Source organism: Oceanobacillus alkalisoli, from assembly GCF_022213125.1.
Taxonomy (GTDB): Bacteria; Bacillota; Bacilli; order Bacillales; family Amphibacillaceae; genus Oceanobacillus; species Oceanobacillus alkalisoli.
In genome coordinates, this window is sequence record NZ_JAKNRA010000004.1 from 93,171 (window position 1) to 115,920 (window position 22,750).

23 protein-coding genes are annotated in these 22,750 nt (G+C 39.9%); all 23 read right to left on the bottom strand.

What is annotated here, in order from left to right:
* Position 1 precedes the first annotated feature (1 nt).
* The 23 genes from flgG to L3V42_RS07855 all read right to left on the bottom strand — a co-directional run bounded on the left by flgG (position 2) and on the right by L3V42_RS07855 (position 22,745).
* Entirely contained in the window at positions 2-826 is an 825-nt protein-coding gene (gene flgG / locus L3V42_RS07745) for a flagellar basal body rod protein FlgG (RefSeq protein WP_235761560.1), read from the bottom strand.
* An 86-nt stretch (positions 827-912) separates the two neighbouring features.
* Positions 913-1,284 (bottom strand): TIGR02530 family flagellar biosynthesis protein, encoded by a 372-nt coding sequence (locus L3V42_RS07750; RefSeq protein ID WP_238471712.1) that lies wholly within the window; start codon positions 1,282-1,284, stop codon positions 913-915.
* Positions 1,285-1,315: 31 nt separating this feature from the next.
* Positions 1,316-1,756, bottom strand: coding sequence for a flagellar hook capping FlgD N-terminal domain-containing protein (locus tag L3V42_RS07755; protein ID WP_235761562.1), 441 nt, complete (start codon positions 1,754-1,756; stop codon positions 1,316-1,318).
* An 8-nt stretch (positions 1,757-1,764) separates the two neighbouring features.
* Positions 1,765-3,648, bottom strand: coding sequence for a flagellar hook-length control protein FliK (locus tag L3V42_RS07760; RefSeq protein WP_238471713.1), 1,884 nt, complete (start codon positions 3,646-3,648; stop codon positions 1,765-1,767).
* Between the two features lie 202 nt (positions 3,649-3,850).
* A complete protein-coding gene (locus tag L3V42_RS07765; RefSeq protein ID WP_238471714.1) occupies positions 3,851-4,447 on the bottom strand; it encodes a magnesium transporter MgtE N-terminal domain-containing protein in 597 nt (198 codons plus the stop codon).
* 5 nt (positions 4,448-4,452) lie between these two features.
* Positions 4,453-4,899 carry a flagellar export protein FliJ gene (fliJ, locus tag L3V42_RS07770; protein WP_235761565.1) on the bottom strand — a complete coding sequence of 149 codons (447 nt, stop codon included), beginning with the start codon at positions 4,897-4,899 and terminating at the stop codon, positions 4,453-4,455.
* Positions 4,899-6,218: a flagellar protein export ATPase FliI gene (fliI, locus tag L3V42_RS07775; protein ID WP_238471715.1), complete on the bottom strand. Its 1,320-nt coding sequence runs from the start codon at positions 6,216-6,218 to the stop codon at positions 4,899-4,901. The genes fliJ and fliI overlap by 1 nt, the downstream gene beginning before the upstream one ends.
* On the bottom strand, positions 6,215-6,958 hold the full coding sequence (fliH, locus tag L3V42_RS07780; RefSeq protein WP_235761702.1) for a flagellar assembly protein FliH: 744 nt from the start codon (positions 6,956-6,958) through the stop codon (positions 6,215-6,217). Before fliH ends, fliI begins: the two co-directional genes overlap by 4 nt.
* A 1-nt stretch (position 6,959) precedes the next feature.
* Positions 6,960-7,967, bottom strand: coding sequence for a flagellar motor switch protein FliG (gene fliG, locus L3V42_RS07785; protein ID WP_235761567.1), 1,008 nt, complete (start codon positions 7,965-7,967; stop codon positions 6,960-6,962).
* 13 nt (positions 7,968-7,980) lie between these two features.
* Entirely contained in the window at positions 7,981-9,582 is a 1,602-nt protein-coding gene (gene fliF / locus L3V42_RS07790; protein ID WP_235761568.1) for a flagellar basal-body MS-ring/collar protein FliF, read from the bottom strand.
* A gap of 72 nt (positions 9,583-9,654) precedes the next feature.
* Positions 9,655-9,954, bottom strand: coding sequence for a flagellar hook-basal body complex protein FliE (gene fliE / locus L3V42_RS07795; RefSeq protein WP_235761569.1), 300 nt, complete (start codon positions 9,952-9,954; stop codon positions 9,655-9,657).
* A 20-nt stretch (positions 9,955-9,974) separates the two neighbouring features.
* Complete coding sequence (flgC, locus tag L3V42_RS07800) at positions 9,975-10,427, bottom strand: flagellar basal body rod protein FlgC (RefSeq protein ID WP_235761570.1); 453 nt, start codon at positions 10,425-10,427, stop codon at positions 9,975-9,977.
* Positions 10,428-10,430: 3 nt separating this feature from the next.
* Positions 10,431-10,826: a flagellar basal body rod protein FlgB gene (flgB, locus tag L3V42_RS07805; RefSeq protein ID WP_235761571.1), complete on the bottom strand. Its 396-nt coding sequence runs from the start codon at positions 10,824-10,826 to the stop codon at positions 10,431-10,433.
* A gap of 415 nt (positions 10,827-11,241) precedes the next feature.
* On the bottom strand, positions 11,242-12,021 hold the full coding sequence (gene codY / locus L3V42_RS07810; protein ID WP_235761572.1) for a GTP-sensing pleiotropic transcriptional regulator CodY: 780 nt from the start codon (positions 12,019-12,021) through the stop codon (positions 11,242-11,244).
* A 27-nt stretch (positions 12,022-12,048) separates the two neighbouring features.
* Positions 12,049-13,443 carry an ATP-dependent protease ATPase subunit HslU gene (gene hslU / locus L3V42_RS07815; protein ID WP_438822744.1) on the bottom strand — a complete coding sequence of 465 codons (1,395 nt, stop codon included), beginning with the start codon at positions 13,441-13,443 and terminating at the stop codon, positions 12,049-12,051.
* A gap of 19 nt (positions 13,444-13,462) precedes the next feature.
* Entirely contained in the window at positions 13,463-14,008 is a 546-nt protein-coding gene (gene hslV, locus L3V42_RS07820; RefSeq protein ID WP_235761573.1) for an ATP-dependent protease subunit HslV, read from the bottom strand.
* 24 nt (positions 14,009-14,032) lie between these two features.
* Entirely contained in the window at positions 14,033-14,944 is a 912-nt protein-coding gene (gene xerC / locus L3V42_RS07825; protein WP_238471716.1) for a tyrosine recombinase XerC, read from the bottom strand.
* Positions 14,945-15,668: 724 nt separating this feature from the next.
* Complete coding sequence (gene topA / locus L3V42_RS07830) at positions 15,669-17,747, bottom strand: type I DNA topoisomerase (RefSeq protein ID WP_238471717.1); 2,079 nt, start codon at positions 17,745-17,747, stop codon at positions 15,669-15,671.
* Positions 17,748-17,973: 226 nt separating this feature from the next.
* Positions 17,974-18,885 (bottom strand): DNA-processing protein DprA, encoded by a 912-nt coding sequence (gene dprA / locus L3V42_RS07835; RefSeq protein WP_238471718.1) that lies wholly within the window; start codon positions 18,883-18,885, stop codon positions 17,974-17,976.
* Positions 18,886-18,947: 62 nt separating this feature from the next.
* Entirely contained in the window at positions 18,948-19,850 is a 903-nt protein-coding gene (gene sucD, locus L3V42_RS07840; RefSeq protein WP_238471719.1) for a succinate--CoA ligase subunit alpha, read from the bottom strand.
* Positions 19,851-19,902: 52 nt separating this feature from the next.
* Positions 19,903-21,063: an ADP-forming succinate--CoA ligase subunit beta gene (sucC, locus tag L3V42_RS07845; protein ID WP_238471720.1), complete on the bottom strand. Its 1,161-nt coding sequence runs from the start codon at positions 21,061-21,063 to the stop codon at positions 19,903-19,905.
* Positions 21,064-21,162: 99 nt separating this feature from the next.
* Positions 21,163-21,438, bottom strand: a complete 276-nt coding sequence (locus L3V42_RS07850; RefSeq protein ID WP_235761579.1) for an EscU/YscU/HrcU family type III secretion system export apparatus switch protein — start codon at positions 21,436-21,438, stop codon at positions 21,163-21,165.
* Entirely contained in the window at positions 21,435-22,745 is a 1,311-nt protein-coding gene (locus L3V42_RS07855; protein ID WP_238471721.1) for a TP0910 N-terminal domain-containing protein, read from the bottom strand. The genes L3V42_RS07850 and L3V42_RS07855 overlap by 4 nt, the downstream gene beginning before the upstream one ends.
* Positions 22,746-22,750: the final 5 nt, after the last annotated feature.

The following is a 22,750-nucleotide window of genomic DNA, read 5'->3' on the forward strand; positions in this document are numbered from 1 at the left end:
ATTATCGTTTTAGATTAACAAGCTCTTGAAGAATCTCATCGGATGTCGTAATAATTCTTGTGTTCGCTTGGAAACCACGCTGTGCGGAAATCATTTCTGTGAATTCTTCTGCCAAGTCAACGTTGGACATCTCAAGTGAGTTGCTGATGATTTGCGCACTGCTATCCGCTGATTGCGGTGCTACAATAACAGCTTCTCCAGAACTTCCTGTCGCTCTGTATAAGTTGCCCCCTTCTTTCTCTAGGCCAGATGGATTAGAGAACGTAGCGATTGCGATAACTTGAGGGTCTTGCTCTTCTCCATCCTCACCGCTAGCGATAATCTCCACAGTTCCGTTTGGTAAAATGTTAAAGCTTTGGTCTTCTGAAATGTGTATTCGTGATTCTTCAAGATTCCCATTAACAACGTCAGTAGTTGTATCCAATAGATAGTAGCCATCGGCATTGACAATATATCCTTCATCATCTAAGTAGAAGTTTCCCGCTCTTGTATAAAAAACTTCATCATTCGATTCAACGACAAAATATCCATCTCCCTGAATGGAAAGGTCCAGCGGATTATTTGTCGTTTGGCGGAACCCAGGTGTGTGGATATTATCAATTGTTCCTTGTTGTGAGCCTAGTCCAACCTGGGAAGCATTCTTACCGCCCCGAGTCTCTGTTGAACCTTGTGCGGCTGACGTTGTCTGACTCATCATTTCCTGAAATGTAACCCGGCCTTTTTTAAATCCCGGAGTACTGACGTTGGCGATGTTATTCCCGATGACATCTAGTTTCGTTTGAAAGTTTTTCATACCTGAAATACCTGAATACATTGAACGTAACATAATTTTTTTCTCCTTTATTATCCATTATATTTTAGTAAGCTATGTCAATCAGTCGATAGCTTTTAAGGCTTCCTGTGAGGTCCAGCCTATTCATCAATTAAAATTGTTCCATTAATATTCGTAAAAATCCGGTTTCGTGCTTCTTGCCGATTCAATGCAGTTACAACGGTATTATTCTTTGCACTGACTAATAGGGTCGCATCATTTAATACGACTAATGAATCGGTAATACCCTTTTGCCTCGCTTCTTGTACTTTTTCTCCAATGGTTTGCCAAAGCTCATCTGGTATATCAATGTTCCTTTCCTTGATTCGATCTGACGCATGCTTGCTCACTTTTAACTTCTGCTGTTCCGTTAAAATTTCATTAAAAGAAACATTCGGTGTCTTTTGCTTTGGCGGAATGGGTTTAGGAAAATGTAATGCTTGCTTCGGTATTTGGTGTATGCGGTGATCCATGACCATTCACATCCTCTTTATCTCTTTTTAATCATTTATTTCTTACTTCTATAACAGCATCTGCATAAATCTTATCGCCATTTTCAAGCTCAAGTATCGCCCAACCATCCTGTTGACTAATCGCAACCACTTGGCTCGTTTTTGTTTCATGTGCAATTTCTTCTTCCGAGTCCCCATTATCCAATTCATAGGAAACAAACTTCCCAATCATATGACTATATTCAATCACTGGTGAAACAAGTTGACTTTGGACAAGCATTTCGATGGAACTAGACATATTCATCATCTGTTCTAAAGATGAAAGTTGTGTCATTTGTGCCACCATTTCCTGGCTATTCATCGGCGCAGTTGGATCTTGTTCCTGGAGCTGTGCGATAAGAATTTTAATAAAACCTTCTTTATCAAGATCTGGCTTTGGCTCTCTCGTCTTTGGCTGATTAGATAAGTATAAGGATGGATCAATTTTATACATGTCTTCACCTACACTTTCTCATTTAAAATCAATTCGTCGAAAAGGCTGGCGAATGTTTCGTTATCATCCTTTTCTTGCTGATTACCAGATGATGATTGATCGTCTTGCTTTTGTTTCTCCGCTTGACCTTCTTCTTTATAAGCTGCTTGCGCCTGCTGTACGTTCGGATCGTTTCTTTCAATCACAACTTGATGCGGCGCAAACATATGCCTTAATTGCTGGCTGTTCGCTTCAAGCATCTCTTTTGCGGCCTTCGTTGTAACCATGATTTTTACAAGCATTTCTCCGTCAACTTGGGTAAAGCGTACGAGCATTTCGCCTAGGTTTGCCGGCTTTAAAGTGATCGCAAGCTGCCCTTTTAGTTGCTGGGAGGCTAGGCTTTTCGTATCAATGAATCGGTTGAACTGCTCCAGCAAGGCTTTTCCCGCTTGATTGTTATCCGAGTTCTGCGGCAGCTGGATAACCATTTGTTCTACTTGTGAAATCGGCATTTGCACGGTTTGGGCTTGAGGTGTTGCAATCGGCTGTTCTTGATGGACCGTCATATTCAGTGTATTGCTGAGCCAACGGACAATATCTGTATTCGTTACTTTTGATTCAAGTGCATAGACACTTTTTGTATGAAAGTTCATCTTTTGTTGATAGAGTTTTACGAGATCTTGCCACATTACCGGTGTTTGCTGATTGCCTCCCCTTATGACTAACGGCATTAATTCAGTGTGATTACCTGCTTTTCCACTCAATTGTTGCCAGGCCATTAAATACTCAAGAACTTTCGGAGCAGCTTTTACTGCGTCTTCTTGTGTTTTGACCTGCATGAGTTGCTGTTCAATTTTTGCGAACAACTCATTTACTTCGCTCTCCAGTTCTGGAAAATCTACTGGACGATTTACGGTAATGTTGTTTGGGAAGTTCTGTGGAAGTCCTTCTGCTATTTGTACCGAATCAAATTCAGGAATCTGTTCCATTTCACTTGTGAATAAATCGCGCAATTCTTCCTTCACTTGTTTAGGCAATGAATGAATCAAGGTCAGAATGGTTTCAACAAGATCAGTCTTTGGCATGATTTCAACCAAGCTATCTGCACGATCATTTTTCTCTTCAGTATGTCCTTTGACATTTTCAGGATAATAGTACGCTTCTCCGATTGGAAACTTCGTATTATTTTCTTGTAAGCTTTCAACAGGCTCCTCAGCCTCTTCCTGAACAAAAACATTGAACTTGTCCACTTCTTCGTTTTCTGTCTTCGCGAAAAGGGCGCGAATCAATGTACCTAAGCGATGCTGTTCATCTTCTGATAACTCTACCTTTGCAACAAGCTGATGTTCGTCCGCCATTTCTTTGTTTGGTGGCGTCACATGAAGCTCCATGTCAGCTCTTTCCTCAGCAGGCAGCGGTGCCTTCCAAGAAATATCATTGGTTTCTTGCAGTTCGGCAAGTAAAGATAATACATCTTCTTTATCAGTTGTTATCGGTAATGATTGTATCAAGTCATCCAAGCGATGCTGTTCCTCTTTCGAAAACACTATATCTTTATCAAACTGATGTTCGTCCGCAACTTCTTTTTTCGGAAGTGTTTCGCGAAGCTCCGTGTCAGCTCTTCTATCAGCAGTTAGCATGTCTTTCCAAGAAACATCATAGATTTCTTCCAACTCAACGAGCAAAGATAGCAAATCTTCTTTATCCGTCTTCACAAAGATAGAGCGCATCATTTCAAGTAATTCATCTTGCTCCGCAACAGGTTTTTCTTGTTTTGCCTTTGTAAATTCTGTCCTTTTCTCATCAAGCATTTCAGTGAAATCAGACCCATTTTTTAATTCAGCCGGCTCTGTAGGTGATGACTCCGTTTTAGTCGGATAATCCATAAAGGCAACCCATTTCCATAAAGTCATTTTGGCTTCTATTTTTTTCACCCCCTTTCAAAGGTAAAATAAACTTTATTCAGTTGGGGGTTTCCTTACCTCCCGCACCGAATGTTAGTTGAACAGAATCAGGGATTTACGGACTGTTTATCCCCCCAGCTTTACCTTTTGGGTTTCCCTCATCTTTAAAAGTGGGAAGGATTACAGACCATTAATGCGTGGTAGAAGTGCATTAATCAAGCATTTCCGCAGCAAGTGTTGCGGCAAGCTCTGCTTCCATTGCTTGTAAAATATCGCCTCGCGCGTCATTCGGAAGCTCTCTTAAGATAAGCACAATCTGTTCCTCATCCATATTGCCGAGAATGGCTGCAGCACCTGCTGCTTTCATCTCTTCAAATGTTTTTGCCATATCCCTTAAAGATTCGTCTATCTCCTCTATTGTTTCATTCTCCGCGTCTTCGTCCGCAGATTCATCCGGTGCGTTTGTTGCTTCCTCACGAGCTGCATCTTGCTCCCTTTGATCCATTGTCATTTCTAAATCAGCTATCTGTGCTTCCAATTGTTCGACTTCGATTGTTTTTGTCTCCAGTTCTTCTGTTAAACGGGAAACTTCTTCATCCAATGCATCTTCTTCTGGGTTTGTTATAAAATTTGAGATAACTGGAAGCTCGCTCCCTTTCTCCTTTGTCCAATCGATTACACTGAATCCGGAAAAGTTTAAGATGACAACAATAATAGCAATGACAATGAGAAGAGGAATAATGACCGCAAACAACAGCCAGAGGATTGGATTTATTTTCTTTTTTTCGTTATGAACGTTCCTGGCCATTTTATTCACCTATTTTGATTACTTAAGAATTGATTAATTGATATCTCATCCATAAACGCTTTTTCAAGCTTTGCTGTTCTTTCTACTTCTTGCTGTTTTCTTTTTTCGATAATGCTTTCGAATTTCTTAACTTCGATGTAAGCGGCGGTTAAACTTTGTTGTTTCTGCTCCATTTGTTTTCTTGCAAACTGAACTTCTCGTTGTAATTGAATGATTGCATCGTTCAATTTCTCAATATACGCAATTTGTTCCTTTATCCGCTCGAGCGGTGTCATGCTTTGGATAAATTCATCGTAGGATGCTTCCGCTATTTCTTTTTTCTTAAGGAGATTGTAGAGCTTTGTAGCTACTTTTTCGAAAGCTTCCTGTGAATTCAAAAATGCTTTCTGCGCAACTTTTTTCTCATTCTCTCGAACGTGCAAGACCTTTGTTAATGAGACTGTTTGTGACATCAGGACATTCCTCCGTTAATAATCTGACTCATCGTGTCAATCGCTTCCTCTAATGTTTTGTATTCATGGACATCTTGTTTTAAGAAACGTTGGATTACCGGATAATACGCGATGGCTCGATCAATTTCTTGATTGGATCCTTTTTTATAGGCACCAATATGGATGAGTTCACTATTTTCTTCATAAATTGCCATCAAGGAACGTATCTCTCCTGCGATTTCTTTATGCTCCTGGGTCGCAATTTGGTTCATGACTCGACTGATTGATTTCAATACATTTATTGCCGGATACTGTCCGCGTTCTGCTAACTTCCGGTCCATTACAAAGTGTCCATCCAAAATTCCCCGTACAGCATCCGCAATCGGTTCATTCATATCATCCCCATCAACGAGAACCGTATAGAAGGCGGTAATTGTTCCAAATGCATTCGTTCCTGTTCGCTCCAGCAACTTAGGTAAGATGGAAAAGACAGATGGAGTGTATCCTTTCGTTGTTGGCGGCTCACCGACAGCAAGACCAATTTCTCGTTGGGCCATGGCAACACGAGTAACAGAATCCATTAACAAGTTTACCTGGAATCCGAGTTCACGAAAATATTCACTAATGGCGGTAGCAGTATAAGCACCTTTAATGCGCATAAGTGCTGGTTGGTCGGATGTTGCAACAACAACAATCGATTTAGCTAATCCTTCCGGCCCTAAATCTTTCTCGATAAATTCCCGCACTTCTCTTCCACGCTCACCGATTAAGGCAATAACATTAACATCAGCGTTACTGTTTCTAGCAATCATTCCTAACAAAGTACTTTTCCCCACACCACTTCCTGCAAACAAGCCAACACGTTGACCTTTCCCCATTGTGAGCAGGGAATCAATCACTTTTACACCAACTTGATTCGCTTCATGAATTGGTGGTCTTTCGAGCGGGTTAGGTGGGGATTGCTCTGTCAAATAATTCGATAATCCTTTCGGTAATGGAGATCCGTCAAGCGGGTTACCTAATGAATCAACAACCGTACCTATTAACCCTCTACCCACTTTAATTGTCAAAGGCTTACCAGTCGCTTCTACTAAACAGCCCGGTCCAATCTCCGTCACTTCGCTGTAGGGCATAAGAATAATATTTTCGTTATTAAAACCTACTACTTCAGCTAGGATCGGTTCCCGTCTTTTTGTCGCAGAATGAATGTGACAAACCTCTCCAATATTCGCTTCAGGCCCAACTGATTCAATCATAATTCCAACGACACGAGAAACCATTCCATATCGTTTGTAAGGATCAGCTTTTTCAATTGCTTGGATGTAATCTGCTACTATCATGATTCATGCTCCATTACTAATTCTTTTAAGGCGTTGCGGATTGCTTCAAGTTGAGTGTCAACGGAAGCATCGATTTGCCCAAATGGATGTTCAATTAGACAACTACCTTCCTGTAACTCATCATTAATATATAGTGATAGCTTCGTATCTTTCTCCAACATACGTTTCAGTTCAGACTTTTGCATTAAAACCGTTTCGTAATTAGCTGGATGAAGATAGATAGATACAACAGACTGATCACTTATTTCTTTTAATGCTAATCTAACTATTTTCAAAAACTTTTCAGGCGCTTCATTTAGCTTTTCGCCGAGAATTTTTTCCGCTGTATGAATGGCTATGTCTATAATAACGTCTTCTGTTTGTTCTAAAGTCTTTTGATAATCCATTTTCACCAGTTCGACGATACGATTAGCTTCAGCAATCTCAGCTGCATATACTTTCATACTCGCTTCTCTTCCTGTTTGAAAACCAGCTTCGTATCCAGCTTCCTGTGCCGATTCCATGAGTGCTGCTTTTTCTTCTTTCCAGTTCTCCCTTGCTCTATTAATCTCATCCTGTACATTAGCAAGCATTGCAGCCTTCTGTTGTTCTAATTGCTTTAGTTCTTCTTTTGCTTGCCCGACATTCACTAAAACACTCTCAACAGTTTCTTCTTGCTGTTTTTCTGGTGTTTGCTTTTTTATATATTCAATCGGTTTGATTTTAATTTCTCGCCTTGGAAGTTCATTTGAATTCATCATTCTAGACAATGATGTCGTCACCTCCACCTCTTGCGATTACAATTTCACCAATATCTTCTAATCTGCGGATCGTTGCAACTATTCTCATTTGTGCTTCTTCCACATCACGTAAGCGAACCGGCCCCATATATTCCATCTCTTCCTTGAAAGTCACAGCCATCCGTTCGGACATATTAGTAAAGAGGACATCTTTCACCTCTTCGCTAGCAACCTTTAACGCAAGACGAAGATCATCATTCTCTACTTCCCTGATGACACGCTGTATCGCCCGATTATCAAGTATGACAATATCTTCAAAGACAAACATCCGTTTCTTAATCTCATCAGCAAGCTCTGGATCTTGAGTTTCTAGTGTGTCAAGAATGGTTCGCTCCGTACTGCGGTCCACTCCGTTTAGCACCTCAACTACTGCCTGGATGCCGCCGGTTTGTGTATAATCCTCAGTTAAAGAAGCCGACAGATTACTTTCTAATACCCGTTCTACCTGACTAATTATCTCAGGTGAGGTGGAGTCCATTGTTGCAATTCTTCGCGCGACATCTGCCTGCACGTCTTGCGGCAATTCAGATAGGATCTGTCCGGATTGTTCTGGTTCTAGGTAAGATAGCACAAGTGCAATTGTTTGAGGGTGCTCATTTTGAATAAAATTAAGTACTTGCTGGGGATCTGCCTTTCTAGCAAAGTCAAAAGGCCTTACCTGTAAGGATGAGGTAAGGCGATTGATAATAGAAGCGGCCTCCTGCTTACCAAAAGCTTTTTCAAGAACCGTGTTTGCATAACCAATACCACCCTGTGTAATATAATCCTGAGCGATTGCTATTTGATGAAATTGTTCTATAACTTCTTCTTTCATTTCCGAATCTACCCGTTTAACAGAAGATATCTCTAGGCTTAGCTTCTCGATTTCTTCTTCCGTTAAATGTTTATAAACTTGAGCGGAGACATCGGGACCTAACGAGATTAATAGAATTGCTGCTTTCTGTTTCCCGGTAAGTTTTTGTCTTGCCATGAATGTCTTCCTCCTAATCCTCGCCAATCCAGCTTCTTAATAACTTAGCAAAGTCTTCCGGTTTTTCCTCGGCTATCTTCTCTAACTGCTTCCTGCGAACAACAGATTCTGATTCATCTTGCTCAGGCAAATCAGGTACTTCTGATGTGAATTCTCTAATCGGCACTTCTTCTACCGACTCTGGTTCCGATTCTCTTCTTCTGTTCCGGATAAGTAACACAGCGAGTAATACAATGAGTAAAAATAGAACTCCAGCAACAACATAAACCCAAGTAGGAATGCCGGCACGTTCTACATCTTCGGCAACCGGATTACTCGTAAATTCTTGAAAAACGATAGAAAACTTTTCTTCAGGCTCTACTTCTCCGTAATCTGTATCGATCGAAGTGTTAAGAATAGAAGCAAGAATGGATGATATCCCTTCTTCGACCGTATTTTGTTCCTGTTGGGTTAGAAATTCAAGGTTTTCGTCATCCGCATCTCTCGCTTGGTCGACAGCAACCTGAATACCGAGGTCACGAATTTTATAAGGGCTCTCGACAATTTCTTTTCGAATTCGATTGAACTCATAATTGATTGCTTCCTTATCATATTCATGGTCCCCGCCTTCACCAGCTACAGCACCAGGATAGTTTGTCACATCATTGTCACCAGTTCCTCCTGTGCCACCATCTGCTGCATTTCCTGTGTAAGATTCCTGAATGGTCTCTACACTTACCGGAAGACCTTCCATGTTTTCGATATCGACTGGTTCAACTAATTCTTCTACACGATTTTCTTGGGTAAAGTCAATATCTGCGGTAACAGACACAATTACATTATCCGGACCGACCATTGCACCTAACATTTGCTGTAGTCTGCGCTGCACATCACGCTCTACTTCTTTTTTTACTGTTTGTTGATACGTATGGGTATTTTGAACGGCATATTGTGAATTGCTGTCCAGGTCAAAATACTCGAAGTACTGATTCATAATTCCGATATTTTCTTCTGCTAAATTAGGAACTGCATTTGCCACTAAATGATAAAGGGCACGTATTTGATGCTCTTCAAATTGATAGCCAGGCTGTGTTTCAAGCACGATTGCCGCGGTCGTTTCTCCTGTATCGTCACCGACAAAAACAGTCTGTTCCGGAAGATTAATCATCACTTCCGCACTTTGAATGCCGTCAATACTTGTGATTAAATTTGCAAGTTCTGTTTGCATCGCATCTAATTTCATCATATTAAACTCATTATCGGTAATTCCGAAAGATGAGTTCTCACTAAAGAAAGAGTAATCAATATTCCCGCTGCTCGGAAGTCCTTGACCTGCAAGTTCCACAAGTAAGGTATCGACCCGCTCTTCAGGTACGGTTATAGTCGTACCATTGTCCTTTAACTCGTAGGGTACCCCTCTTGTATCAAGTTCAGCTTTTATCTGACTCGTTTCCTGAATAGATAAATTTGAATATAATGGCACAAACTTTTCAGATGAGCTAAACAAATAAAAAAAGATGCCGATAATAACGATAAGGATGCTTGCGGCCAATCCAATGTATATCATTTGCCGTTTTGGACGTTTTTTCCAAAACGTTGTGAATGACTCTTTCCATTTCAATAACTGTTCCTTCATAAAATCCTCCACCAATTTGCATTGCTCATCGAATAGTTACAAGTTGTATTTGTCTTCGATACTCGTTCTAAATTATATTTGCATCCGCATTATTTCATTATAGGCATCAATTGCTTTTTGCTGTATTTGTACAGTGGTCTCAAGAGTGATACTTGCTTTTTGGGCAGTTATCATTACTTGATGTAAGTCTTGTGCTTCACCGGCAGCAAGTCTCTCCGTCATTTTGTCGGATTCAGTTTGTATTTCGTTTAAATTTTCGATTGCGACTTTGAATGTATTTGCAAAGTTTGCTTGGGCCTCTGCCGGAGTTGTCTTCGTGCTTGTTGATGTATCCGGTTGGACACCCATACTTGGGTTGAAGTGAATATTCATTTTATTTGCTCCTTACCTCTTTATTTCCCGATTTCGAGTGCCTTCATGAGAAGCCCTTTACTTGCATTCAAGGCAGTAATATTCGCTTCATAAGATCTTGTGGCGCTCATCAGATCCACCATTTCCTGCAATGGATCAACATTTGGCATGGCTACAAACCCGGCTTCATCGGCATCTGGGTGATTTGGGTTAAAAACCATTTTAAATGGGGATTCGTCCTCTGTAATTACGGAAGCACGCACACCATTTGCTCCATCTCCTTTACGCTCAGCAGCTCGTAAATGGGAACTAAAGCTCGCCCCTTCACTTTGGAGAGAAACCATTTTTCTTCGGTATGGTTCCCATTCATCATTTTCATTCACTCGTGCCCGAGTTGACTCGCTATTTGCGATGTTTGATGAGACGACATCCATCCGTAGGCGTTGCGCAGTTAATGCACTTCCGCTTGTATTGATGCTATGGAAAATCGACATTACTTAGTTCCCTCCTCTTAGAACAGTTTGCAGGCTGCCAAACTTACCGTTAATCCGATCGATCAAACCATTATAATAGATTTGATTTTTTGCAAGTTCCGTCATTTCTCTATCAATGTCCACATTATTTCCATTATGATTATACGTTGTGTTGTTATTTGCAACGACCTGATAATTCGTTCCTGTCTCTCCAGAAAACGGGATATGCCTTGGATCTGTTCGCTTCGCTTGAATTTGGTTGCTCATTGCATCAGTTAATACATGTTTAAAAACAACATCCTGTGACTTATAATTCGGGGTGTCTACATTTGCGATGTTGTTTGAAATCGTCCGGTTTCTAGCTGAAGCATAATCTAAAGACCGTTCCAAATTCGAAATGGTTCCGCCAAATAAATCCATTCGATTTTTCCTCCTATTTCCAAATTACAAAGTACGGTCATCTAATAAATTACTCCTACGAATATTGTAATTTAATTCCTATCTAAAGTCTATCTTTTTCATGTAAAACTAACACAATTCGACAAAATAGTTATAAATAACTAGTCAATTAGTATTGTTTTACGTTTTATAATGATTTGGTAATTAGAAAACTCAAGTAAAATCGCTTTATGTATACTTTTTCGCCGATATTATTCGACAACTAATTATAACACAGTTCTTTATGCTTACGCCAAAGGTTTTATTAAACTTTCTTAAAGCTCCTATATCCTTATAATAATATTTGACAAAAAATAAACAAATGAAAAACATTTTCTTCATGTTTTCCATTTGTTTATTTATCTTAACATTAGCTTAACGCAGTCTTAACCTGAATTTATCTGGAGCGTAATTTTTCAAGCTCAACTAGGAATTTATCATTTAGAACTTTAATGTATGTTCCTTTCATACCTAGTGAACGAGATTCGATTACCCCCGCACTTTCAAGTTTACGAAGTGCATTTACAATGACAGAACGAGTAATACCTACACGGTCTGCAATTTTACTTGCAACGAGCAGCCCTTCATTACCATTCAACTCTTCAAAGATATGGTCAATAGCTTCTAATTCACTGTAAGAAAGGGAACTAATTGCCATCTGGACAACTGCTTTACTTCTTGCTTCCATTTCAATTTCTTCTGTTTTCTCTTGAAGAATTTCCATACCTACAACCGTTGCACCATATTCAGCTAGCAGTAAATCATCGTCATTAAACTCATTTTCCATACGCCCGAGAATTAATGTTCCAAGACGTTCTCCTCCGCCTAGGATTGGTACAATTGTTGTCAGTCCATCTTTAAAGAGCTCTTTGTTCTCTTCAGGGAACACGGTTTGTGGACTGTCGATGTCAAGGTTAGCTGTTGTTTCATAAATATTGTATAAACCTTGTGTATAATCTTCAGGGAAACGTCTTTCTTCAAGCATTTGCTTCATACGCTCGTTTTCAACTTCTTGGCTAACCGCTACTCCAAGAAGTTTCCCTCTTCTGCTAACGATATAAATGTTGCCACCGATTACGTCACGTAGTGTTGCTGACATTTCGTTGAAGTTCACCGATTTCCCTGCTGTTTTTTGTAACATAGCATTAATTTTTCTTGCTCGATCTAATAGTTTCATTAAAAATCCTCCATTTGCATTTTTATTTTATAAGATGAATTGGCTTAAATCCTTATTCTTAACAATATTACCTAATTTTTGATCAACATATGCCGATGTTATTTCAATTGTTTCCATCGTAATATCCGGAGCTTCAAACAATAAATCTTCCAGTAATTTTTCAAGAATGGTATGAAGTCTCCGAGCGCCGATATTATCGGTATCTTGGTTCACTTGATATGCTACTTCGGCGAGGCGTTCGATTGCATCCTCTTTAAATACAATCTGGATTTCTTCAGTTTCCAACAACGCCTCATATTGCTTCGTCAACGCATTGGATGGATCCGTCAGTATTTGTTTGAAATCTTCTACTGATAACTTTTCCAATTCCACTCGGATCGGGAACCTTCCTTGTAGTTCAGGTATTAAATCAGATGGCTTCGACATATGGAAAGCACCTGCAGCGATAAATAACATATAATCCGTTTTAACAGGTCCGTGTTTTGTAACAACAGTGGAACCCTCGACTATCGGTAAAATATCTCGCTGTACGCCCTCACGCGAAACGTTCGCCTGGTCACTTCCTCCACCAGCCACCTTATCGATTTCATCGACGAAGATTATCCCTGTCTGCTCCGCACGCCTTGTTGCTTCTTGAGCAACCTCTTCCATATCTACAAGCTTCTGTGCTTCTTGCTGAATGAGCACTTCCCTTGCTTCACGGACTGGCAGTTTACGTTTTTTCTTTTTTGATGGCATGAATTGGCCAAGAGCATCTTGCATGTTCATTCCCATTTGCTCCATACCCGAGCCTTGCAACATATCAAACATGGAAGGCGGTGTTTCCACAATCTCCACGGTGACGATTTTATCTTCTAATTCCCCGAGGGTAAGCATTCGTTCGACTCGCTCACGTTTGTTTCTTACTTCTTCATCTTTTGGAGCTTCCATTTCTTCATCATCGTTTGCTGACTGGTTTGCGAAAAGCATTTCAAAAGGATTTTTCATTTGGTTCTGTTTTTTAGCCTGTGGAACGAGTAAATTCACTAAACGTTTATTTGCTTCCTTCTCAGCTGCATCTTGCACCTTTAAAAGCTTCTCTTCTTTCACCATTCGGACAGACATTTCTACGAGATCACGAACCATCGATTCCACATCCCTGCCAACATAACCGACTTCTGTAAATTTCGTTGCTTCTACTTTAACAAAGGGTGCTTTGACCATTTTTGCAAGCCTGCGGGCAATTTCAGTTTTCCCTACACCAGTAGGCCCAATCATTAAAATGTTTTTCGGTACAATTTCTTCTTTAATCGTCTCATCCAGTTGCATCCGGCGGTAACGATTTCGGAGGGCTACAGCGACAGATCGCTTTGCACTCTTTTGTCCAATAACATACTTATCCAATTGTTCAACAATTTGTTTTGGAGTAAGCTCCATCCCCATACTTTGGAAATACCTCCTATTAATTGAGTACTTCTAAGGTAAGTTGGTCATTCGTATAGATATCAATTTCTCCAGCCACCTCAAGAGCAGTTCTTGCTATTTGTTCAGCAGACAAACTATTCGCATTTTTAACTAGCGCTCTTCCAGCACTTAGCGCATAGTTACCACCTGAACCGATAGCTAGAATCCCATCGTCAGGCTCAATTACTTCTCCTGTCCCTGATACAAGGTACATGCTTTCTTTATTCATCACAATCAACATGGCCTCCAACTTCCGGAGTACCCGGTCACTTCGCCATTCCTTAGCGAGTTCGACGGCTGCCCGGGTCAGATTGCCGTTATATGCATTCAAGTAACTCTCGAATTTTTCAAACAAGGTAAACGCATCAGCTACAGATCCTGCAAATCCAGCCAATACTTGCTCATTATATAATTTACGGACTTTTTTTGCCCGATGTTTCATAATTACCGCGTTTCCTAACGTAACTTGACCGTCCCCGCACATCGCACAACTTCCATTATGCTGAATGGCAAAAATCGTTGTAGCATGCATTTCATTTGACATCTTCTTCACCTCGCATCCGATTTGCTATTTATCATTTGCTCTTGGATGTGTCTTCATATACACTTCTCGCAATCGATCCTTCGTAACATGAGTATAGATTTGGGTAGAAGATAGATTTTCATGACCTAATAATTCTTGCACTGTACGCAGATCTGCTCCTTCATTCAATAGATGAGTTGCAAATGTGTGACGTAATTTATGCGGGTGAAGGTTGATTGTAAGTGCCGCTTTCTTCACCATTTTATCCAGGATAAGTCGAATCCCTCTCGTTGTAAGAGGTGCTCCCCTGGCATTTAAAAATAAGGCATCTGTATTGTTTTTCGCCTTTTCCAATAATGTAACGCGGCCCTCGTTCAAATAGGTCCGAAGAGCAATCTCTGCAAATCTACCGAAAGGCACATACCTTTCCTTTCTTCCCTTACCTCTCACCAATATCGTCCCTATGGAAAAATCGATATCCCCAAGAAGTAAGCCTTGACATTCACTTACACGCATACCAGTTCCGTATAAAATTTCCAGTAATGCCTGGTCACGTTGACCTAACGGGTCTGTCATATCATTTACTTCAAACAGTTTTTCCAGTTCTTCCATATATAAAAATCCAGGAACAGCTTGCTCCTGCTTTGGTAAATGAATATGGATGAAAGGATTCGTATACATGTCATCTTCCCTTTCCAAATACTTATAAAAGCTTCTAAGGGATGATATTTTTCGAGATACGGTTATTCTTGTTAACTTTTGATTAAACAATTGGGTTAAATAAACACGAACGACTTGTGGGTCAACATCGCGAAGATTCGCTATCCCTTCTCCTTGTAAAAATTGAAAAAAGGCTTGCAGATCATCTTGGTAATATTCGATTGTATAAGGGGAAGCATTTTTTTCAATTTGAAGATATGCTACAAATCCTTGACATTTTTGTACAAAATCCTCCAATTCTTCACCCCATTAATTTCCTGAATAAATAATAACATAGCCTATCTTCGAAATCAATTTATTTACCAAAATAAAAACAAAATTCAGAATCGGTCTACATTACAGCATATCAAAATAATTAGACTTATCTTTTCATTCCATTCCTTGAATTTACCCGCCACTAGATAATTATATGCCTATGATATTGTATAGTCAAACAAGAGTATTTTAATTTATTTTAAGAAATACAATTCGGTGAACATTTTGTGAATGCCCCATTAAATAAGTCTAAATTTTTACCGTTGTATAGTATCTCATATTTCACAAAATTAATCTATTGAAATAAGATCTCATGTTCACAGTATGAAACAGTTCATGATCCTTCGGCGGAATCCATTAGGCTACTCTAAATGTTTGTTATGTTTTTTCACTAACACCCTCTCAAAGAAACTGACTGCTTTCATTCACCGAAAGTATTTTGCGCATTCTCTAGACTGGATAGCTCAGCGCGAGGAGGTTTGCCGGCCGCTCAGCAGGTGCGAGAGGTGTCTGGACTGCGAACCTCCAGAAGGAAGTTTCGGATTTAGCCACACACTCACGCTGTATGAAAGTGATTGGGTGATTAAATATGTCCAAGAATATATTTCCTGGGTGTAAATTATTTCCTTAATATCACTATTACCATTCTATTCCTAATGTATTCATAATTTAGCCAAAAAATAAAGCTGTTCATTGGAATGAACAGCTAGCTTTGTTCGACTTCTTTATAATCACAGTTTGTGCATTGTACTTGTATTGCTTTTTTCACTTTCTTTTCAACTAATAAAGATTCACATTTTGGACAAGGACGTGCGATTGGTTTGTCCCAAGATACGAAGTCACAGTCTGGAAAACGGTCACAACCATAGAAAACACGGCGTTTTTTCGATTTACGCTCGACGATATTCCCTTCTTTACATGTCGGACAATCTACTCCAATTTCTTTTAAAATCGGTTTCGTATTACGGCAATCCGGGAAGTTCGAACAAGCAATAAACGTTCCGTACCTTCCCATTTTATAGACCATTTCATGACCGCATTTCTCACAATCGATTCCGGCAGGTTCGTCTTTGATTTCGATTTTTTCCATTTCTTTCTCAGCAAAATCTAAACGTTTCTCGAAATCTTTGTAGAAGTTATCAATTACTTCTACCCATCCTGATTTGCCTTCTTCAACGGCATCTAAATCTTTTTCCATATCTGCCGTAAAGTCTACATCAATTATTTCCGGAAAATACTCTTCTACAGCTTCACTTACAATTGTTCCGAGTTCTGTTGGAATGAATCTTTTATTATCAATAGACACATAGCCTCTTCGTTGAATTGTATCGAGGGTAGGTGCATACGTGGATGGTCTACCTATTCCTAGTTCTTCCATTGCACGGACAAGGCGAGCCTCGGTAAATCTTGGAGGCGGCTGTGTGAAGTGTTGCTTTGGATTAATTTCCTTCGCTGCAATCTTCATTCCTTCTTCAAGATCTGGAAGAAGTTTATTCTCTACCTTTTTATTATCATCTGTACCTTCAATGTAAACTTTCATAAATCCTTCAAATTTGATTTGAGAACCAGTTGCCCTAAATTCAACATCATTATTGATTAAATGAGCGGTTACAGTATCCATTACTGCAGCTGACATCTGACTGGCAATAAATCTTTCCCAAATTAATTTATAAAGACGGTATTGATCATTAGAAAGAACTTCTTTTAATGAACGGGGGTCACGGAGCGCTGACGTTGGCCGAATTGCTTCGTGAGCGTCTTGTGCTCCTGTTTTATTTGCGGATCCTTTTTGCGAACCTATAAATTCCTTCCCGTACTTATCTTCAATATAGCCTTTAGCTTCTTCTTTCGCTGTATTAGAAATTCTTGTGGAATCAGTACGCATATATGTGATTAACCCAGTAATACCTCCAGATTTTCTTCCTAAGTCAATTCCTTCATAAAGCTGTTGGGCTACCATCATCGTCTTTCTTGCTCTGAAATTTAATTTTCTTGCTGCTTCTTGTTGTAAGGATGATGTAATAAACGGTTTAGCAGGATTCCTTTTTCTTTCTCGTTTGTTTACTTTTTGGACGCGGAAATGATCCTCTGTAAGCTTTTTCTGGATGCTTTGCACATCTGTTTCGCTTTTTAGTTCATGCTTCTTACCATCTATTCCGTAGAAATTACCTTCAAATGTTTCCTTATCTTTTTGAAATAACGCCTCAATCGTCCAATATTCCTCTGGTGTAAAATTAATAATTTCTTTTTCCCGATCAATAATCATCTTAAGTGCGACGGATTGAACTCTCCCCGCGCTTAATCCTTTTTTCACTTTCTTCCATAGTAATGGGCTGATATTGTAACCAACAAGTCGGTCGAGTATTCTTCTTGCTTGTTGAGCATCAACCAAATCATGATCAATGGAACGTGGGTGTTTAAAAGATTCTTTAATCGCATCTTTTGTAATTTCATTGAATACGACTCGGCAATCCGAATCTTCATCAACGTTTAATGCATGAGCAAGGTGCCACGCAATTGCTTCCCCTTCTCTGTCCGGGTCAGCTGCAAGATATATTTTCTTTGCTTTCTTCGCGGCTTTACGAAGTTCTTTTAATACTTCTCCTTTGCCACGGATTGTAATATATTTCGGCGTGTAATTATTTTCTACATCCACACCGGTTTGGCTTTTCGGCAAATCACGGACATGTCCCATTGAAGCTTTTACTGTATATTTTTTTCCTAAATATCGTTCGATTGTCTTCGCTTTTGCTGGCGATTCAACAATCACTAAGTAATCTGACATGACATTTCCTCCTAAGATGAGGTTTAAAAATGAAATCTTCACTTATACTAATGACTTACATCGCTTTTGTCAAACTTATTATCAAAAAATACTATTTCCACTTTTAAAAAACCAATGTTTTCATGGTGTTAAAATGACATTATAATAGAAGAAACTACATTCACTTTCCGATTCCGCAATACCCACATACCTTCGTTTTCCGTGTGTCCAATAGAAGACTTAAGCGTCAACGCACAGCTTTACAGTTGTCTAGTTGTTGTTGTGATAGCCATTCTTCTTGTATGTCACTGGCGTGCTGGGTTAGTTTAGCTCCTTCCTGGATAAGGAGGTGGCATCCTTTTGCTTGGGGGATGAGTGGTGAACCTGGCACAGCGAATACTTCCCTTCCTTGGTCAAGAGCCTGTTCAACCGTAATCATTGTTCCGCTCCTTTCCATTGCTTCTATCACTAAAATACCAAAGGATAGTCCGCTAATAATCCGATTTCGCTCCGGAAAATGATGTTTCGCGGGTCTAACAGATGGGGGATATTCACTAATGATTAGGCCAGTTCTTTTTATCTCCTTGAATAATGGAATATGTTCTCTCGGGTAAATATATTCAAAACCACCACCCAAAACGGCAATTGTTTTCTGTTGATGGGAAAGTGTAAGTTGGTGAGCATAACCATCTATCCCTTTTGCCATGCCACTTGTAATCACCCAATTATCTTCTAATAAGGGCTTGAGAATATGTTTCATTTTCGGTATTGCTTCGCGGGATGGTTTCCTGGAACCGATGACACTTAATATCTTTCTTTGTTCCAATAAAGACTCGTCCCCACTGGTATATAGTACAAGTGGCGCGTCATTTATTGTTCTTAACATAGAAGGATAGGTTTCGTCAATTATTGTAATAACCTCATATTGCTTCATCACATCGATAAAATGTTTTTTTAACTTGGGATCTTTTAAGCTGGAATGAAGCTTAACAGCTGTGTCGATACGAAGGGAAAAATGCAGGTTTAGTTCCGTTGGGGTCATTTCATAAATCGAGGCAAGAGTTGGATCTTTCCACAAAAAGCGGTAAATCATTTTCCTGCTTGCAATATTTGTCAGGTGAATATGGATTAAACGATAACGAATATCCTTCAGTTCCATCACTTCCTTACTTTATTAATAAAGAGGGCTAAAAGTGTACTTCCAGCCCTCTTTCATCTTAATTAAAGGGTTTTACATTTTTCAGCTAAGCCCTTTTCTTGCAATACTTTAATCATTGTTTCACCCATAACTGCTGGAGTATCAGCAACAGTAATACCACATTCTCTCATAACGCGTGTTTTCTCCGCAGCGGTTCCTTTTCCACCTGAAATGATCGCACCAGCATGTCCCATACGCTTCCCTGGTGGTGCAGTAGCACCGCCAATAAAGCCGACTACCGGTTTCGTCATATTATTTCTTACCCACTCTGCAGCTTCTTCTTCTGCAGTACCGCCGATTTCTCCAATCATGATGACTGCTTCCGTTTCCGGATCTTGATTAAAGGCATCAAGCACATCGATAAAGTCTGTACCATTAACAGGATCCCCACCAATTCCGACAGCAGATGTTTGGCCATAACCGGCCTGTGTCAATTGATGTACCGCTTCATACGTAAGTGTTCCAGACCTAGAAACTACTCCTATATGACCTTTCTTATGAATGTATCCCGGCATAATTCCAATCTTCGTCTCATCCGCTGTAATGACACCTGGACAGTTCGGGCCGATTAAACGAGTTTTCTTTCCTTCCATATAACGTTTCACTTTCACCATATCAAGTACTGGAATATGTTCTGTGATACAGATGACAAGATCAAGTTCCGCATCGGTTGCTTCGATAATTGCATCTGCTGCAAAAGGTGCCGGTACATAGATTACAGATGCGTTTGCACCCGTAGCCTCGACTGCTTCTTGAACAGTATCAAAGACAGGTACAACTTCTACTTCGGAACCACCTTTTTTCGGTGAAGTTCCTCCAACAATTTTTGTCCCATATTCAAGCATTTGTTTCGTATGGAATCTAGCAGTTCCACCGGTAATGCCCTGGACAATTACTTTTGTATCTTTATTAACAAATACACCCATTTAGTTTGTCCGCCCCTTCTCTATTTTCCAATTTTCATAGATTAATTTTGATTTATTTCACAAGAGAAACAATTCTTTCCGCACCATCTGCCATGGAGCTTGCAGGAGTAATATTTAAGCCAGATTCATTTAGAATCTTCTTACCTAAATCTACGTTTGTTCCTTCTAAACGGACTACTAAGGGAATTTGCAAGCCGACTTCCTTCGTAGCAGCCACAACTCCCTCCGCAATGACATCACACTTCATGATTCCACCAAAAATATTGACGAAAATACCTTTCACATTCTCATCGGATAGTATGATTTTAAATGCTTCGGTAACTTTTTCTGCCGTCGCACCACCGCCAACATCAAGGAAGTTAGCCGGTTCACCGCCATAATATTTAATAATGTCCATTGTAGACATCGCAAGACCTGCACCATTTACCATACAACCGATATTTCCATCAAGGGAAACATAGCTTAAGTCATATTTACTTGCTTCAATTTCCTTTTCATCTTCTTCATCCAAATCACGAAGTTCTTGCACTTCCGGTTGACGGTAAAGTGCGTTTTCATCAAAATTCAACTTAGCATCAAGTGCCAGAACATCCCCGTCACCTGTTGTAACAAGTGGATTAATCTCTGCAATCGAGCAGTCTTTTGCCACAAATGCTTCGTATAGAGAAGTCATGAAGCCGACTGCTTTGTTTATCAAGTCATGTGGAATATTCATATTGAATGCCATACGGCGAGCTTGGAAGGGCATAAGGCCCACAACTGGATCAACTACTTCATAAAAAATCTTTTCTGGCGTTTCTTCTGCGACTTCTTCAATTTCCGTACCGCCTTCTTCAGAACCCATCATGACGACACGTGAACTTGCCCGGTCTAACACTACGCCAATATAGTATTCTTTCTGGATATCGCAGCCCTCTTCAATCAAGAGCCGCTTTACTTCCTTGCCTTCCGGACCAGTTTGCGCTGTAACTAGTACCTTCCCAAGGATTTCATCTGCATATGTACGGACTTCATCCATATTTTTTGCTACTTTAACCCCTCCGGCTTTACCACGTCCACCTGCGTGGATTTGCGCTTTTACTACATTGACGTCTGTTCCTAATTTTTCAGCTGCTTCAACTGCTTCATCAACAGTGTAAGCAACATAGCCTCTAGGAACTTTCACACCAAATTCACGTAGTAGTTCTTTGGCTTGATATTCATGAATGTTCATCTTTCATCCTCCCAACATAATAAATGCAACTCTATTGTATTAAATTAAAACCGTTTTCACAAGAAAAAAGAGATGTTCGATTATAAATCTTGTACATATTTACGATTTATCAGCATATTTACGATCCGCTTCATAAATAAATGCGAATACTTCCGCGACTACTTGGTACAATTCTTCGGGAATTGCTTCATTCACATTCAATTCCGTCAATAGCTCTGCAAGACTTTCATCCTCGACAATCGGTACGTTATGTTCTTTGGCGAGTTTTATAATATCTTCTGCAACATAGCCTTTACCTGCAGCACTGACAATAGGAGCTTGATGCTTATCTAGATTATAGCTTAAAGAAGCTGCTTTTCTTCGTTTTTCATTCATATGAGAAAGTCAACCCCTTGTTTGTTATCTCGTAATTTTTCATCAGAAATAACTGATCGATTATCTTTTTTCTCAAGCTTTTTAAAAACGATTGAAGTTAAACGGTAATTTAAGTTTGTCAGATTTTCACTTAACTTATCTTTAAATGTATTGGCGAGAATCGGGATTCCAGCTGTGTTATTAAAAACAGTCAACGAAACTGCCCGTTGCTGAATATTTACATCAATGACCGTTTCTTTAAGGTTCTTTAGCTCCAAGTAAAAAAGAATACGACAATAATCCGGATTGACCTCGCCATCCTCATTTTTCTTTCCTTCAAATTCAATCACCAAATCCTTAACAAGTCCAAGTCGTTCAGCTGGTATCTGCAGCATCGCTTGGATAAATGACGGCGTCTCATTCACGCTCTGCAGTTGCAGACCTTGAATCAAATGCAGTAACCTAGTCTGTTGCTTCACTTCGGTACTGTTCTCTCCAGACGCAAGCTGGAGGAGGAGGCCTTTTATTGTATCACTAAGATTCTCCGGTTCTTTCTCCGTAGCTAAACGGTTCTCATAATTTAACCCAAGCATGGCAAGAGACTGGCGCAATTGTTCTAAAAACATTTGCTTGGACGGGAAACTTTGAAAAGATTCAATGTCCGCTGCCTGCTTATTAGGAATTAATGTTGTAATAATTTGTCGTAAACGTTGTTCTGTATCTGTTCCGTTTCTTAAGGTGAGATTTGGTGCTTCAGATTGTAGTTGTGTTGAGTTTATGAGTTGTTGTATTACAGATGTCAATTGCTCTGACAGCGTAGTAGTCCTGACGGTAATCAAGGATTGTAGAACCATCTCGGTCATTGGCAATTTCTTCGCGAGCATTTCCACTAATGTACCTGCTGCTAAGCGTTTATTTTGTTCACCCTTTAAGAGCTGTAAAGCTTGCTTTAGTTCATTTTTATCAAAAGGAACCGAATAACGCGTGAGGAGCTGCAGCAATTGCAAATTATGCTTACTGGACTTCACACCCAGCTGCCTTAAAAGCTTCGACAAATCTACATTTTCATCTTTTTTCAGCTTTTCGCCGAGCACGCGCAGCTGAAGCGAATTAGCGGTGGAAGCAACCTGGAAATGGTAGCTTCCACCAAGTTCTAAACCTACTTGCAAGCTTGCGATAAAACGGTTTCCCCCAAGTTTTATTTCCGCCTTGTTTTCTGGGTAGAGCTTCACGACTTCCCCTTGAACAATCTGACCGGGACGAAGAGATTGCTGTCCAGTGCGGTTAAGCTTTAACGAATTTGTATTCAATAGTTGCGATAAATGCAATGGAA

Coding starts and splice junctions, on each gene's coding strand:
- flgG (WP_235761560.1), bottom strand. CDS start 826: ATGTTACGTTCAATGTATTCAGGTATTTCAGGTATGAAAAACTTTCAA.
- L3V42_RS07750 (WP_238471712.1), bottom strand. CDS start 1,284: ATGGATCACCGCATACACCAAATACCGAAGCAAGCATTACATTTTCCT.
- L3V42_RS07755 (WP_235761562.1), bottom strand. CDS start 1,756: ATGTATAAAATTGATCCATCCTTATACTTATCTAATCAGCCAAAGACG.
- L3V42_RS07760 (WP_238471713.1), bottom strand. CDS start 3,648: ATGACTTTATGGAAATGGGTTGCCTTTATGGATTATCCGACTAAAACG.
- L3V42_RS07765 (WP_238471714.1), bottom strand. CDS start 4,447: ATGGCCAGGAACGTTCATAACGAAAAAAAGAAAATAAATCCAATCCTC.
- fliJ (WP_235761565.1), bottom strand. CDS start 4,899: ATGTCACAAACAGTCTCATTAACAAAGGTCTTGCACGTTCGAGAGAAT.
- fliI (WP_238471715.1), bottom strand. CDS start 6,218: ATGATAGTAGCAGATTACATCCAAGCAATTGAAAAAGCTGATCCTTAC.
- fliH (WP_235761702.1), bottom strand. CDS start 6,958: ATGATGAATTCAAATGAACTTCCAAGGCGAGAAATTAAAATCAAACCG.
- fliG (WP_235761567.1), bottom strand. CDS start 7,967: ATGGCAAGACAAAAACTTACCGGGAAACAGAAAGCAGCAATTCTATTA.
- fliF (WP_235761568.1), bottom strand. CDS start 9,582: ATGAAGGAACAGTTATTGAAATGGAAAGAGTCATTCACAACGTTTTGG.
- fliE (WP_235761569.1), bottom strand. CDS start 9,954: ATGAATATTCACTTCAACCCAAGTATGGGTGTCCAACCGGATACATCA.
- flgC (WP_235761570.1), bottom strand. CDS start 10,427: ATGTCGATTTTCCATAGCATCAATACAAGCGGAAGTGCATTAACTGCG.
- flgB (WP_235761571.1), bottom strand. CDS start 10,826: ATGGATTTATTTGGCGGAACCATTTCGAATTTGGAACGGTCTTTAGAT.
- codY (WP_235761572.1), bottom strand. CDS start 12,021: ATGAAACTATTAGATCGAGCAAGAAAAATTAATGCTATGTTACAAAAA.
- hslU (WP_438822744.1), bottom strand. CDS start 13,443: ATGGGGATGGAGCTTACTCCAAAACAAATTGTTGAACAATTGGATAAG.
- hslV (WP_235761573.1), bottom strand. CDS start 14,008: ATGTCAAATGAAATGCATGCTACAACGATTTTTGCCATTCAGCATAAT.
- topA (WP_238471717.1), bottom strand. CDS start 17,747: ATGTCAGATTACTTAGTGATTGTTGAATCGCCAGCAAAAGCGAAGACA.
- dprA (WP_238471718.1), bottom strand. CDS start 18,885: ATGGAACTGAAGGATATTCGTTATCGTTTAATCCATATTCACCTGACA.
- sucD (WP_238471719.1), bottom strand. CDS start 19,850: ATGGGTGTATTTGTTAATAAAGATACAAAAGTAATTGTCCAGGGCATT.
- sucC (WP_238471720.1), bottom strand. CDS start 21,063: ATGAACATTCATGAATATCAAGCCAAAGAACTACTACGTGAATTTGGT.
- L3V42_RS07850 (WP_235761579.1), bottom strand. CDS start 21,438: ATGAATGAAAAACGAAGAAAAGCAGCTTCTTTAAGCTATAATCTAGAT.